A 13,753-nucleotide genomic window follows, 5' to 3' on the forward strand; every position below is an offset into this window, starting at 1 on the left:
CATGACATTTCACATTCCACTGCGTGTTCTTGCGCTTGATACCTGCACCGAGTCTTGCTCTGCTGCATTGACTATTGATGGTAAGGTTTACGCTCGCACAGTTGATGCACCGCGTGAGCACAGTCAACGTATATTGCCAATGGTAGATGAACTATTAAAAGAAGCTCAAGTGAAGCTGGCCGATATTGATGTCATTGCTTATGGTCGCGGCCCAGGCAGTTTTACCGGCATTCGTATTTGTACCAGTATGACCCAAGGTTTAGCCCTGGGAATTGATTTACCGGTTATCGGTATTTCGACATTAGCTGCGATGGCACAAATGGCAATTACGACTCACCATGCTGAGCAAGTATTTTGTACTATTGATGCGCGCATGAACGAAGTGTACGTGGGGCAATTTGTTGCAAAAGAGGGCATAGCGACCTTGGTTGGTATCGAGCATGTTTGTTCACCGCAAGAGGTTGAGCTGCATTTGGACGGCAGTAAAGCCATTATTGCCTGTGGAACCGGTTTTGAAGTGTATCCAGCGTTGCTTGAGTTAGCAGATAATATTCAATTGCAAGATAAACTTAAATACCCAGATGCCAAAGCAATGCTCACTTTAGCTGAATATGGCGTTAGCCAACATCAACATACTAGTGTGGATGAACTTGCCCCAGTGTATATCCGAGATAAAGTGACCTGGAAGAAGCTACCGGGTAGAGAGTGATATTAAAAATGTATCTTCAGTATTTTATTTGTTAGCTGATACCAAGAAAAAGCCTAATCTTCGGTAGTATTTAAATAGAAAAAATGATGTTAATGGCATAAAGTGATAACTTTGCTAAACTGTTTAATGCTTAACGCAGGTTACGTTTTAAGAAAATTTTGTCATTGGCAATAACTGGTTGGCTAAGTTATAGTCGATTATATTTTATTTTAATGTTAAGTATTAAACTACACTGTAGCTAAGCATTGCAGATATAAGTACTGTCGAGATAAGAAAAAATGCAGATAAATCAGTCATCGGTTCATCAAACAGCAACTCAACAAGGCTTTAAAACGTCTTTGAGTCAGGCTGTTGCCGGTAATCGTCCGCTAGAATCAGTGCCTGATATTAACTCAATCAATTCCAGTCAAACCGTTAAAAATAATATCCTTTTAGGCCAACCCTCAGCCAATGACATCCAAATTGATGTCGAAGCATCTTCATTAAGTCAGCAAGAAAGAGAACAAACAGTTGAGAATTCAGGCTTGTTTGAGTTTAATGGCAATACGCAGCTTTTTGACCATAAAACCATTTCTGTGTCCGATAGCCAACAAAGTAAAGTCGAATATGATGCTGATAAACAGACTAATCGTAGTGCAATAAATGTCTATCTAATGACCCAGCATTCAGCAAAACGAGATGAAATTCAACAGATGGTAGGTATTGATCTTTACGCTTAATTTATCTATTGGTGTTGATCTATTTGATTATTATTTTAACTCTTTCCTACTTCTTCTTGTGTCTTATTACGACAACATTGTATCTGAATGTTTAACAAGCATTCCCTCCTGCTGACAATTCTGATTTACTAACGTCAATTATTCTATAAATAATCTCAATATTAATGACCCATTTTAATCATAATAGCTTATCAGCTTCATCATCTGGCATTCCTAGTCGAGGCCGTTTTGTGCTGGAACTGATAGTGGCCTTTTTATTAACAAGGCTGCCCTTTATTAGCGTGCCATTTAAATGGTTTGAAAGTTATTTCCATGAATTGTCACACGGGATAGCGACCATAATGTCGGGTGGGGTGGTCAGCTCAATTCAGCTTTTTCCTAATGGGGCAGGTCTTTGTTATAGCCAAGGGGGTAATGCGATATTTATTGCATTTGCAGGCTATTTGGGTGCGGCGCTATGGGGGTATTTGATTTTTTTATTAGCAACATGGCGTGATGGCATCAGATTTACTTTGTCTTTATTGGCCTTTACTATTTTAGCGTCAATTATATTGTGGGCTAGAGACTTGTTGAGCATTGCTATTTTATTATGTTTAACTGGACTTATTTTGTTACCACTTAAATTAAAAAATAGTCGTCCTTTAAATAGTTTACTGCGTATATTAGGATTGATGATAATCCTCAATGCCATGGCAAGTCCCATGGTGTTATTTGGTTTGGCAGGTCAGGGCGATGCAGCAGCATTAGCGCAAATGACTTGGATCCCCGCTTGGATTTGGGTTGTTATTTGGTTAGTGGTGAGCTGTGGTATGTTATGGCTCAGTTGGCAAAAAGTTGATTCAATAAAAAGGAATGTGAAATGAAACGTAAAATAGCACTCGCGATAGCGATTAGCTTCGCAACTGTTGGAATGTATTCAACCGTATTGGTTACTCCAGCACAGGCAGAAGAAGTTAAAGTGAATGATGCCTTGGCCGCTGCGGTATCAAGTGATTTTAGAACAGCGTCCAATAAGTTAAGAGATAGCGCTCGTAACCCAGCAGAAACACTTGCTTTTTTTGATGTTAAAGCCGATCAAACAGTTATTGAACTTTGGCCCGGTGGTGGTTGGTATGCTGAGATCCTTGCGCCTTACTTAGCCAAAAATGGTCAGTACGTTGCAGCCAACTTTGAAACAAAACCTGCAGAAGAAAATCGTCAAACTGAATATTATAAATCAGCGGGTTTAAAGTTTGAAAAGTGGGTAGCAGATAATAAAGCATCTGTCGGTAATGTGCAGTTTGTGACGTTAAGCCCGCCTGAAAAATTTAACTTAGGTAAAGATAATTCAGCTGATCATGTGCTGACATTTAGAAACCTACATAACTGGGCAATGAAAGGGCAATTAGAAGGTGTGTTTAATGCAGCTTATGCTGTGTTAAAAGACGGCGGCACTTTAGGAGTGGTTGAGCATAGAGCTAATGTTGGTATGGCAGCGGAAAGTGGCTATATGGAACAAAATCAAATGGTTGAATTAGCTAAAAAATCGGGTTTTGAATTGCTAGCAAGTTCAGAAGTAAATGCTAATGCCAAAGACACAAAAGATTATCCTAAAGGGGTGTGGACATTACCCCCACGTCTTGCAATGGGTGATGAAGATAAGCAAAAATATATCGATATCGGTGAAAGTGACCGTATGACATTAAAGTTTATTAAAAAAGCGAAGTAAATTATGTCATTAAATGAGCCAAAGTGCTGTTTCACAGCAGTGGAGCAAGGTCAGCCAATGACAATCGCTTTGGCCCATTTAACCTTATCGGCTATGCGATATGGCCATGCTGACAAGCCAATTATTTTGGCATGCCACGGTTGGTTAGATAATTTAAACAGTTTTATCCCCTTGGCAGAGTGTTTTTTACAATCAGATTTAGCCAATCATTACCAACTTATTACTTTTGATTGGCCTGGACACGGCTTTTCAGACCACCGTCCAGGGCTATATCCGTTACATTGGGTTGACTATTTGTATGATTTGCATGCGCTTATTAATTTTATTCAGCCTGATCCAAATCAATCAATAATTCTTTTAGGTCATTCCCTTGGCGGTATTGTTGCAAGTGCCTACAACGCTAGTTTTCCCCAGCGTGTATCCCAATTAATTCTTATCGAAGCACTTTCCCCTTTATTTGAAGACGCTAATAATAATGCATCAAGAATAAGTCGTAGTTTTAGCCAACATACTCATTTACTCACTAAGCCATTTCAAGCTAACACAAAAGGATATTCGTCAATTGACATCGTGGTGAAAGCGAGACAACAACTGACCGGAATGGACCCAGTTTGGTGTCAACTTATTGCAAAAAGAAATCTCGAATTTATTGATGATCTTTACTATTGGCGCAGTGATCCTAGATTAAAAATAGACTCGGTGTATAGAATGAGTTTTGAACAAGTCGATGCATTAATGAGCCAAAGCACTACTGATACCTTGTTAGTGCTAGGGAAAACTGGTTTTAAGCAGTTAAAATCAGCTCAAGTACAGGCTAAAAAATGGTTTAAGCATCTTGAAATCGCAGAAATAGACGGCGATCATCATCTACATATGGGGAATGCTATTGGATTATGCTTATTAATTCGAGCATTTATTCTAAAATAAATGTTAATGAAGCTTAAAGCGCTATTATTTTTGTGCCAATTATGTGATTATGTTCAAAATTAAAACGCTTGTATGATTTTAAGTATAGGCGATAACAATAACAACGCGTTGACTGATTATTGCCATATCATAACAATAGCCAATAACAGGAAAACGTTTTTAGCCACTGACGGGGAATGCACGTCTTAGCACAGTGGCCATTATAGGAGACACACGTGGACCAGCCTTGGATTAATCACCTCCCAGCCAATGTACCGGCTGAGATAGACCCGGATCAATTTCCTTCATTGGTTGCCATGTTTGAAAGCGCTGTAGCGAAATACGCTGATCAGCCAGCTTTTATCAACATGGGTGCAACCATGACCTACCGTAAGCTTGAAGAAAGAAGCCGAGCTTTTGCTGCTTATTTACAAAATGAATTGAAGCTTGAAAAAGGCGATCGAGTGGCATTAATGATGCCAAATCTACTGCAATACCCGATAGCGCTATTTGGTGTGTTGCGTGCTGGTATGGTCGTTGTAAATGTTAATCCTCTTTATACTCCAAGAGAACTTAAGCACCAATTAATAGATTCTGGTGCTAAAGCCATCGTTGTTGTATCTAACTTTGCCAAAACGCTAGAAGAAGTTGTTGATCAAACAGCGGTGGAGTCAGTGATAATTACTGGTTTAGGCGATCAACTTAGTGCGCCAAAACGTACTTTAGTTAATTTTGTGGTCAAGTATATTAAAAAGATGGTACCTAAGTATCATTTGCCCCATGCACTTTCATTTCGAGACAGCTTATCTAAAGGGCGGCGGTTACAATATATTAAACCAGGTGTTAGCGGTGATGATTTAGCCTTTTTACAATATACCGGTGGCACAACGGGGGTATCAAAAGGCGCAATGTTAAGCCATCGAAATGTTGTTGCTAACGTTTTACAGGCAAATGGCGCATACTCGCCGGCATTAGATGACGGTAAAGAGTTTGTTGTTACTGCATTACCGCTTTATCATATTTTTGCATTAACGGTAAATTGCTTATTATTTTTACATAAAGGCAGTCAAAATTTATTAATCACCAACCCAAGAGATATTCCAGCATTTGTTGGTGAGCTTAAAAAATATCCCTTTACGGCATTAACTGGCGTTAACACTTTATTTAATGCCTTAGTTAATAATGACGACTTCAAAAACTTAGATTTTAGCGGCCTTAAACTGTCAATTGGCGGCGGCATGGCGGTACAAAGAGCAGTTGCTGATAAATGGCAAGCTATTACCAAAACTCGCTTACTTGAAGGATATGGATTAACGGAAGCTTCACCGTTAGTTACCTGTTGTCCGTATAACTTAGAAGGTTATAACGGCTCCATTGGTTTTCCAGCGCCATCGACATTTATTCAAGTGCGTGACGATGATGGTAAAGTATTAGCTCAAGGACAAACAGGTGAGCTTTTTACTAAAGGGCCGCAAGTGATGCTAGGTTACTGGCAGCGTCCAGAAGAAACAGCCAAAGTAATTGATCCAGACGGTTGGTTAGCCACTGGTGACATTGGTTATATGGATGAAAAGGGCTTTTTCTTCATAGTAGATCGTAAAAAAGACATGATTTTAGTCTCTGGCTTTAACGTATTTCCAAATGAGATTGAAGAAGTTGTAGCACTTCATCCAAAAGTGCTTGAAGTCGCAGCAGTGGGTGTTGCCAATGATGCTAGCGGTGAATTAGTCAAAATATACGTGGTTGCAAAAGATAAGTCATTGTCTGAAAAAGAGCTGATTGAACATTGCCGTCATCATTTAACGGGATATAAAGTACCAAAACTGGTAGAATTCCGAGACGAATTACCAAAGACCAATGTGGGTAAGATTTTACGCAGACAGCTTCGAGATGAAGCCAATAAAGCGTAAATTTGAAAAACCGGCATCTAGCCGGTTTTTTTGTTTTTAAGCCCATAAAATAAATGGAGTAAGCTGTGTTTGCGTTCGAGTATATAAGTAATGATGATGCGTTAGCCTCGTTAGTAAAGCAATATGAGCAAGCTAGCTTGCTAGTGTTAGACACAGAATTTGTTCGCACCCGTACTTACTATGCACATCTGGGCTTGATTCAAGCTTATGATGGCAAAACACTAGCATTGATTGATCCTGTCGCTATCAAAGATTTATCGTCATTTTGGTCATTATTAACCAATGAAAATATTATTAAGGTACTTCACTCTTGTAGTGAAGATCTTGAAGTCTTCGCCCATTATGGCGACTGTCAACCTAAGCCATTATTTGATAGTCAAATTGCGGCTAGTTTAGCGGGTATGGGTCACGGTTTAGGTTATGCGAAATTAGTTGAGCAATGCTTAGGTATTGAACTAGACAAAGGTGAGTCACGCACCGATTGGATGAAACGGCCTTTAAGTGATGCTCAGCTTCAATACGCAGCTAATGATGTATCTTACTTATATCAGATATACCCGCAAATTCTACAAAAACTGACTGAGCAAAATCGTCTAGATTGGTTATATGAAGAAGGCGAACGGATAACCCAAGGTCGCTTAAGTGGTGTTGATCCTGATGAAGCTTATTTGAAAGTTAAGAATGCTTTCCAATTGACTCGCCCGCAACTTGCAATCTTAAAAGTCATGGCAGCATGGCGCCTTGAAAAAGCCGTCAATCGAAATTTAGCTCTTGGGTTTGTTGTTAAAGATCATGCACTCATTGCACTCGCTAAAAAAGCGCCTACAAGTTTGGCAGAGTTAAATCAGCTAAATGACTTAACTGATCAAGAAAAGCGTTTTCATGGAAAGGACTTATTAAAAGTCATCGCAAATGCAGACATGGATAACCCGCCAGAGGAAGTCGATGTTATTGCTTTAAAGTCAGGCTATAAGTCATCTTTTAAATTGATTAAAGCGTGTTTAACTGACATTAGTGAGCAACAGTCTGTACCGCTTGAGTTTATTGGTTCGAAGCGTTTAATTCATCAATTCTTAGTTTGGTTATTCGAAGGTAAGCAGGGCGATAAGCCATTAATTTTACAAGGTTGGCGTGGTGCGTTAGTGGGCAATAAGCTAGATAGTATTGCCTTTGATGGTGAATAGTTTTAGCGTTAATTGTTGGTTCCCATACCAAATGTAGCAATTAAAGGTAAAAAGGATATGAATTAATCATATCCTTTTTACTTTTTGATATTAGGTAGATAAATCATTAAAATAAAAGACTTATCACTCTACTTAGTGTCTGGTAAAGTCACGTTCAACTCTAGAACAGATAAATTATCATCATTTTGTTCTAATTGAACCGTGACCTGATCATCAGATATTTGCACGTATTTACGGATCACTTCGATGATTTCTTGCTTCATTCTTGGCAAGTAGTCAGGCGCACCGCGTTCACCACGCTGATGGGCTACAATGATTTGCAAACGCTCTTTGGCTAAAGAGGCCGTATTAGGTTTTTTAGTACTTCTGAAATAATCAAGTATGGACATAATTAGCTACCGAATATCCTTTTTAGGAAACCTTTCTTTTCTTCTGTTATAAAACGAATGGCTACATCTTCGCCCAAAAGGCGGGCAACCGTATCGCTATATGCTAGGCCTGCATCACTTTCTTGATCGATGATAACAGGTACACCAGAGTTAGATGCTTTCAAAACAGCTTGTGACTCAGGAATTACCCCTAAAAGTTCAATTGCTAGGATCTCTTTAACATCTTCAACACTCAGCATTTCACCAGTTTTAACACGCGCTGGAGAGTAACGTGTTAATAATAAGTATTCTTTAATTGGCTCAAGATTCTCTTCTGCACGGCGTGAGCGACTTTGTAACATACCTAAGATACGGTCAGAATCGCGTACTGAACTGACTTCTGGATTGGTCGTTACAATGGCAATATCGGCAAAGTAGAGCGCCATCATGGCACCCTGTTCAATCCCTGCTGGAGAATCACAGACAATATAATCAAAATCTTTAGATAAATCATCTAGCACCTTGCCCACACCTTCTTTAGTGAGGGCATCTTTGTCACGAGTTTGTGACGCAGGCAAAATGAACAATTTATCACACCGCTTATCTTTAATCATGGCTTGGTTTAAATTAGCTTCACCGTTGATTACGTTTACAAAATCATAAACCACACGGCGTTCACAGCCCATAATTAAGTCTAGATTACGTAAACCGATGTCAAAATCGATAACGACGGTTTTTTTACCTTTTAGTGCCAGGCCAGTTGCAATAGCTGCACTTGAGGTTGTTTTACCTACACCGCCTTTTCCTGAAGTGACAACAATAATTTGTGCCATGTGTATTTTTTCCTTAAATTTGCCTTATTGTGGCAATATTTCAACAGTGAGAGACTCGCCTTCTAAGCGAACACAACCTCTTTGTGCATGGCAATGTTGTTGCAGGTTTTCTGCAATCCAATATTGCCCTGCGACGGAAACAAGTTCGGCTTCAAGCGAGCTTGCTATGATAACACTTTGTGTATCACCGCCAGCACCTGCCATAGCCTTACCGCGTAAAGCGCCATATACATGGATGCTACCATCTGCTATGACTTCAGCGCCATTGCCAACAGCGCCGAAAATGACTAAATCCGCATCTTTTGCATATATCTGTTGGCCTGAGCGAATATTTTGTTTAACAATTTTAGTTCCACGAGGTGGAATTGTAGCAGCTGTAGCTTGTTTACCCGATCGAACGACAGCTAATCCTAAGTCTTTAGCTTGAACAGAAAAGGGAATAGAAGCTTCAGTTATCCCTACAATAACCAACTGACGATGATTCAACAGTGCTTTTAATGCTGCTAAATCAATTGGGGTATCATCTAAGGCACTTAGATTTAAAATTAATGGTGCACCTAGAAAAAATTGAGGCGCCTCAGCTAATTTTTTATCAAGTTCTAAAGCAACAACATCTAAATTACTATTATTAATGTAAAGTACCGATAGAGTAAAAGATGTGGCTTTTAACTCGAGATTTTGTTTAGCCATCTCGTCGCTAGTCTCCAAAATTCTATGCTTGTAAATCAATTTACAATTATTTTATTGGACACCATGTTATAGTGTGCGTTGTGGACTATCAAGTTTGAAACAGCGGAAAATTACACTAAAATGATTTGTGCAGTATATAAAAGCAGTCTGAAGGTCGAAACATACCTTTTTGTCGAGAAACGTGATGTTTTTGATGCAGTTCCTGATGCATTGATGAAAATGTTTGGCACCCCAAAATTAGTAATGCTAGTGCCTTTGTCTAAAAGGGAATCATTAGCGTTAGCGGATATCGAAAAAGTGAAAAGTGAATTACTAGCGAAAGGCTATTATTTGCAAGTTCCGCCTCCAAAAGAGAATTTACTTGAACAACATAAAGCCAGTCTAAATTTCGATAGTAAATAGTTTCATCAGTCGACTGAGATTACATTTTGTAAAGTATCACTTATTGTGATTGAGTAAGAGATAAACGGAACATGAATTTTTGGCAAACCACAGCATTAGAAGATATGACAAACGCACAATGGGAATCCCTTTGTGATGGTTGTGGTAAATGCTGCTTAAATAAAATCATTGACGATGAGACAGAAGCGCTTTATTACACCAATGCAGCTTGTCATTTATTAGATGATGAGACTTGTCAATGTAAACGCTACAGTGATCGCTTTAAATATGTACCAGAGTGTACAGCTATTAGTTTAGCTAATTTACCTGAACTGACTTGGTTACCAGAAAGCTGTGCATATAGACGCTTATATGTAGGTCGTGATTTACCCCATTGGCATCCATTGATTACCGGTTCTAAAGATGAAATGCATAAAATAGGGATATCAGTTAAAGGTAAAACTGTAAACGAAATGAAAGTAAGGTATCTTGAAGACAATATTGTTTTATGGCCCTTACAAGATTTTGATTAGTTAACAAACCGTCATAAAAAAACAGACCATTTGGTCTGTTTTTTTATGACGGTTGAATGCAGAAAGTTAATTGTGCTATTTACTACTACGCTTAGGTGTTAATGCAGGTAGCAGCATTATGAACCATATAACACCATAAACGACAAATCCTATTATCGTCCATTGCACCATGCTAACCGACATAAATGACCAGACTGATTCGCCGCACATGCCTGTTGGAGAGAAGACTTGTGGTAACCATTTGTCTAGTGGCATAAACGCTGGAAATTCAGGAAAAAAAGAACATGTGGCAAAAGGAGAAGGGTTTATTTGCATATCATTAAGCTCAAATGCCAGTTTGGCTCCCCAAACAGTAGATACTATCCAGCCTGTCATTCCAATCAGCCTCAGCACCCAAAACTTGGGGTTAAGTAAACCAACCAGAGCTGATAGCATTATCCCTAATACGGCGACACGAATGTATACACACATTACACATGGGTCATATTCCATGACGTACTGAAAATACAGCGCAGCACCTTCAAGGCCTAAACCTGATAGAAACAAAACCGTCCATGATAGGCGTTGGTGGCAAAAATGTTGTAATCCGGTCAAAATATTATCCTGCAATAATTTAAAGAAAAACACCCTCTATGAGGGCGTTGATATTATTGATAGACCATAAAATATTTAAAGATTATTGTCTATCTTAAGATTTGCTCATTAATGGATATTAATGACCTGATACCGCGTTACCGATGTCTTTAGCTGAGTGGTGAATTAACCACTGACTATCATAAAAGTAACTGGTCATTTCGACTAAAAATCCTGATTCAATCATCATTACGCCTACGATCGATAATACGATGGTATAAGGCAGTGCCATCCATACCATGCGGCCGTATGATAGACGAATGAGTGGGGCAAGGGCTGATGTTAACAAGAACAAGAATGCAGCTTGACCATTGGGTGTCGCAACAGAAGGTAAGTTAGTACCAGTATTAATGGCTACGGCTAATAAATCGAATTGGTCGCGGGTAATTTGACCTGAAATTAAGGCCGATTTTACCTCATTAATGTACACTGTGCCGACAAAGACGTTATCACTGACCATAGACAATAAACCATTAGCGATATAGAAAATAACTAATTGTGTATTCCCTTCATAGCTTAATGCCCAATGGATCACTGGAGCGAATAAATGTTGATCAATTATGACAGCAACAATGGCGAAGAATACTGCGAGTAACGCAGTAAAAGGCAGTGCTTCTTCAAACGCCTTACCAATTTGATGTTCATCAGTAATACCATTAAATGCAGTAGTAATGATAATAACGGATAGACCAATCAAGCCAACTGATGCTAAATGCAATGCTAAACCCGCAATCAACCATACACCGACTAAAGCTTGGATAATCAGTTTTGCTTTATCCTGTTTGGTGCGATGTTCATCTTCATAGTTAGAATAGTCGGTTAAAATTTGATGAACAGCATCAGGAAGTTGCGCACCATAACCAAACCATTTTAGTTTTTCAACTAGGTAACAGGTAAAAAGTCCTGCAATTAAAACAGGCATTGTAACCGGCGACATACGAATGAAAAATTCACCGAAATTCCAGTGGGCTTGAGCTGCAATAATAAGGTTTTGGGGCTCGCCGACCATAGTACAAACGCCACCTAGTGCAGTACCAACACCTGAATGCATCAGTAGGTTACGTAAAAAGGCACGAAAATCTTCTAATTCATCATGATTGAGTTGTGGGCTAGCATCTTCATTAGTGTGATCATGGCTTGAGTTAAAGTTTTTACCAGAAGCTACTTTGTGGTAAATCGAGTAAAAGCCTACTGCAACAGAGATAATCACAGCAATTACAGTTAATGCGTCTAAGAAAGCAGACAAAAATGCTGATGCAGCACAAAACATCAAAGATACAACAATTTTTGAACGAACCTTAGTGATCATTTTAGTGAAAGCAAAAAGTAATAATTGCTTCATAAAATAAATGCCCGCAACCATAAAGATTAGCAGTAACAACACTTCTAAATTGGCTTCAATTTCATGTAGTACCTGACTTGGGGATGTCATCCCTATCATCACCGCCTGAATGGCCAGTAAGCCACCAGGTTGGAGTGGATAACACTTAAGCGCCATTGCAAGGGTAAAAATGAATTCAATAACTAGAACCCAACCAGCGATGAATGGGCTAACAAAAAAGAATAATAATGGGTTTATTACAAGAAATGCCACAATTGCAAGTTTGTACCATTTAGGTGAGTTACCTAAAAAGTTACTAAACATTGCCTCAGCTTGGGTTGCAGGCATAATAGCCACTCCGATAATGTTACGTTACCAATCAAATAGCCAAATTAAGTGCCAATATCATATAAGTCAGTTGCAATGTCTAAATAAGGCCGTTTGTTTCGAACACACGAGTCATGTTTAAAACATAAATTAACAGAGATTAATTTGACTAATATCTGTTCAGCTTGTAAAAGACCATGTTTGCTTACTAATTATTTGATTTTAAGAATATTATTATTAAATTAATTATATTCCCACTCGTTTTGACGTTGTATTTTTCGTTAGTTTAGCTTAATTGATCCTTAAATGTAATTATTAAGCATGTGCTACATCATAAAAATGAATGATTTTATGCGATAAAATAAATTTACTATGGTGATAAATTGACCACTAAAGTTATTGTGAATAAACAATAGTTTTTATTTACTGCTTCTCTGGTATGATCAGTCTTAATTTAAGTAGCAATAATTGCTATTACCGCTAAGTATAGGAAATCTAGGCTGATGATTATCAATGCCAAAGGTCCTGCAAGTTTTGCAGAGAAATACATTGTTCGTTCAATTTGGGACAACAAATTTCCACCAGGGTCTATCTTACCTGCTGAACGTGAGCTTTCGGAACTTATCGGTGTCACACGCACTACATTAAGAGAAGTGCTGCAACGATTAGCAAGAGATGGTTGGTTGAAAATTCAGCATGGTAAGCCGACTCAAGTGAATAACTATTGGGAAACCTCTGGTCTTAATATTCTTGAAACAATAGCCGACTTAAATCCTGATGGATTTCCGCTATTGGTAGACCAACTCATGTCTGCTCGTGCTAGTGTGAGTACTATTTACTTCAGGGCCTCATTTAGACAAAACCCAGATAAAGCTGCGGATATTTTAGCTAAAATTCATCAATTAGAAGATGATGCAGATACCTATGCTGAATTTGACTATCGACTTCATCATACTTTAGCGTTTGCTTCTGGTAATCCGTTATATGTGCTGATTTTAAATGGTTTCAAAGGGCTTTATAGTCGAGTAGGGCGTTACTATTTTTCAAGTAAAGAGGCTCGAAAGTTGGCATTTAATTTTTATATTGAGCTTGAGAAATTAGCTAAGGATAAAAGTTATCAAGCAATTCCTGGTTTAATGCGAACAAATGCTATAGAAAGTGGCAAGATTTGGCAGAAATTGCGGGATGATATGCCTGCTGAAATAGCTCATGACAATAGCTGATCTATACTAGAAAATCGAACATAAAAAAACGCCAATCATTTGATTGGCGTTTTTTATGTTCAATTATTCTGCCGAAGAGGCTGATTCAATTGTTGGTTCAGTGACTGATTGTTCCTGCTCTAAAGCCATTTTTGCACGTTCTGCTTTTGATATATAACGTTCTTTCACTTTAGTACTTGGATTATCTGGCACAACTTTATTTTGTCGTGCTTTAGCACGTTTAGCCAGTTTCTTAATCATCACTTGTTTTTTGTTCATAATAAATCTTCAGTATGCAGGTATTCGATTATTGGGTAACAATCTTAAAA

General features: G+C 38.5%; 16 protein-coding genes. 10 read left to right on the plus strand and 6 right to left on the minus strand.

Annotated elements, in window-relative coordinates; translation table 11 throughout:
• The first annotated feature begins 1 nt into the window (after window position 1).
• The 7 genes from tsaB (at window position 2) to rnd (ending at window position 7,136) form a co-directional block, all read left to right on the plus strand.
• On the plus strand, window positions 2-709 hold the full coding sequence (tsaB, locus tag FJ709_RS09055) for a tRNA (adenosine(37)-N6)-threonylcarbamoyltransferase complex dimerization subunit type 1 TsaB (protein WP_226415618.1): 708 nt from the start codon (window positions 2-4) through the stop codon (window positions 707-709).
• A 278-nt stretch (window positions 710-987) separates the two neighbouring features.
• On the plus strand, window positions 988-1,428 hold the full coding sequence (locus tag FJ709_RS09060) for a hypothetical protein (protein WP_226415620.1): 441 nt from the start codon (window positions 988-990) through the stop codon (window positions 1,426-1,428).
• A gap of 164 nt (window positions 1,429-1,592) precedes the next feature.
• The gene (locus tag FJ709_RS09065; RefSeq protein WP_226415622.1) at window positions 1,593-2,291 is read left to right on the plus strand and encodes a M50 family metallopeptidase; all 699 of its coding nucleotides are present in this window, start codon (window positions 1,593-1,595) and stop codon (window positions 2,289-2,291) included.
• Entirely contained in the window at window positions 2,288-3,136 is an 849-nt protein-coding gene (locus FJ709_RS09070; RefSeq protein WP_404830026.1) for a class I SAM-dependent methyltransferase, read from the plus strand. Before FJ709_RS09065 ends, FJ709_RS09070 begins: the two co-directional genes overlap by 4 nt.
• A 57-nt stretch (window positions 3,137-3,193) precedes the next feature.
• Window positions 3,194-4,063, plus strand: a complete 870-nt coding sequence (locus tag FJ709_RS09075; protein ID WP_226415624.1) for an alpha/beta fold hydrolase — start codon at window positions 3,194-3,196, stop codon at window positions 4,061-4,063.
• Window positions 4,064-4,278: 215 nt separating this feature from the next.
• Window positions 4,279-5,952: a long-chain-fatty-acid--CoA ligase FadD gene (gene fadD / locus FJ709_RS09080; RefSeq protein ID WP_226415626.1), complete on the plus strand. Its 1,674-nt coding sequence runs from the start codon at window positions 4,279-4,281 to the stop codon at window positions 5,950-5,952.
• Between the two features lie 65 nt (window positions 5,953-6,017).
• A complete protein-coding gene (rnd, locus tag FJ709_RS09085) occupies window positions 6,018-7,136 on the plus strand; it encodes a ribonuclease D (protein ID WP_226415628.1) in 1,119 nt (372 codons plus the stop codon).
• Between the two features lie 128 nt (window positions 7,137-7,264).
• Here the strand turns inward: rnd and minE are convergent, their stop codons facing one another.
• Genes minE through minC form a run of 3 tightly spaced genes read right to left on the minus strand, consistent with a single transcriptional unit; the run spans window position 7,265 to window position 9,027 of the window.
• The gene (gene minE, locus FJ709_RS09090; RefSeq protein ID WP_226415630.1) at window positions 7,265-7,525 is read right to left on the minus strand and encodes a cell division topological specificity factor MinE; all 261 of its coding nucleotides are present in this window, start codon (window positions 7,523-7,525) and stop codon (window positions 7,265-7,267) included.
• Window positions 7,526-7,527: 2 nt separating this feature from the next.
• Window positions 7,528-8,337: a septum site-determining protein MinD gene (gene minD, locus FJ709_RS09095; protein WP_226415632.1), complete on the minus strand. Its 810-nt coding sequence runs from the start codon at window positions 8,335-8,337 to the stop codon at window positions 7,528-7,530.
• Window positions 8,338-8,361: 24 nt separating this feature from the next.
• Entirely contained in the window at window positions 8,362-9,027 is a 666-nt protein-coding gene (gene minC / locus FJ709_RS09100) for a septum site-determining protein MinC (protein ID WP_226415634.1), read from the minus strand.
• A 120-nt stretch (window positions 9,028-9,147) separates the two neighbouring features.
• Between minC and FJ709_RS09105 the strand changes: the two genes are divergently transcribed.
• The gene (locus FJ709_RS09105; protein WP_226415635.1) at window positions 9,148-9,429 is read left to right on the plus strand and encodes a YcgL domain-containing protein; all 282 of its coding nucleotides are present in this window, start codon (window positions 9,148-9,150) and stop codon (window positions 9,427-9,429) included.
• A gap of 71 nt (window positions 9,430-9,500) precedes the next feature.
• On the plus strand, window positions 9,501-9,941 hold the full coding sequence (locus FJ709_RS09110) for a YcgN family cysteine cluster protein (protein ID WP_226415637.1): 441 nt from the start codon (window positions 9,501-9,503) through the stop codon (window positions 9,939-9,941).
• 75 nt (window positions 9,942-10,016) lie between these two features.
• On the opposite strand, the gene dsbB is transcribed toward FJ709_RS09110, so the two are convergent.
• Window positions 10,017-10,535, minus strand: coding sequence for a disulfide bond formation protein DsbB (gene dsbB / locus FJ709_RS09115; RefSeq protein ID WP_226415638.1), 519 nt, complete (start codon window positions 10,533-10,535; stop codon window positions 10,017-10,019).
• Window positions 10,536-10,653: 118 nt separating this feature from the next.
• Window positions 10,654-12,243 (minus strand): sodium/proton antiporter NhaB, encoded by a 1,590-nt coding sequence (nhaB, locus tag FJ709_RS09120; protein WP_226415639.1) that lies wholly within the window; start codon window positions 12,241-12,243, stop codon window positions 10,654-10,656.
• Window positions 12,244-12,725: 482 nt separating this feature from the next.
• Between nhaB and fadR the strand changes: the two genes are divergently transcribed.
• On the plus strand, window positions 12,726-13,445 hold the full coding sequence (fadR, locus tag FJ709_RS09125) for a fatty acid metabolism transcriptional regulator FadR (RefSeq protein ID WP_226415640.1): 720 nt from the start codon (window positions 12,726-12,728) through the stop codon (window positions 13,443-13,445).
• Window positions 13,446-13,508: 63 nt separating this feature from the next.
• On the opposite strand, the gene FJ709_RS09130 is transcribed toward fadR, so the two are convergent.
• Complete coding sequence (locus tag FJ709_RS09130) at window positions 13,509-13,703, minus strand: DUF2986 domain-containing protein (RefSeq protein WP_226415641.1); 195 nt, start codon at window positions 13,701-13,703, stop codon at window positions 13,509-13,511.
• Window positions 13,704-13,753 lie beyond the last annotated feature (50 nt).

It is taken from the genome of Shewanella glacialimarina, from assembly GCF_020511155.1.
GTDB classification, from domain to species: domain Bacteria; phylum Pseudomonadota; class Gammaproteobacteria; order Enterobacterales; family Shewanellaceae; genus Shewanella; species Shewanella glacialimarina.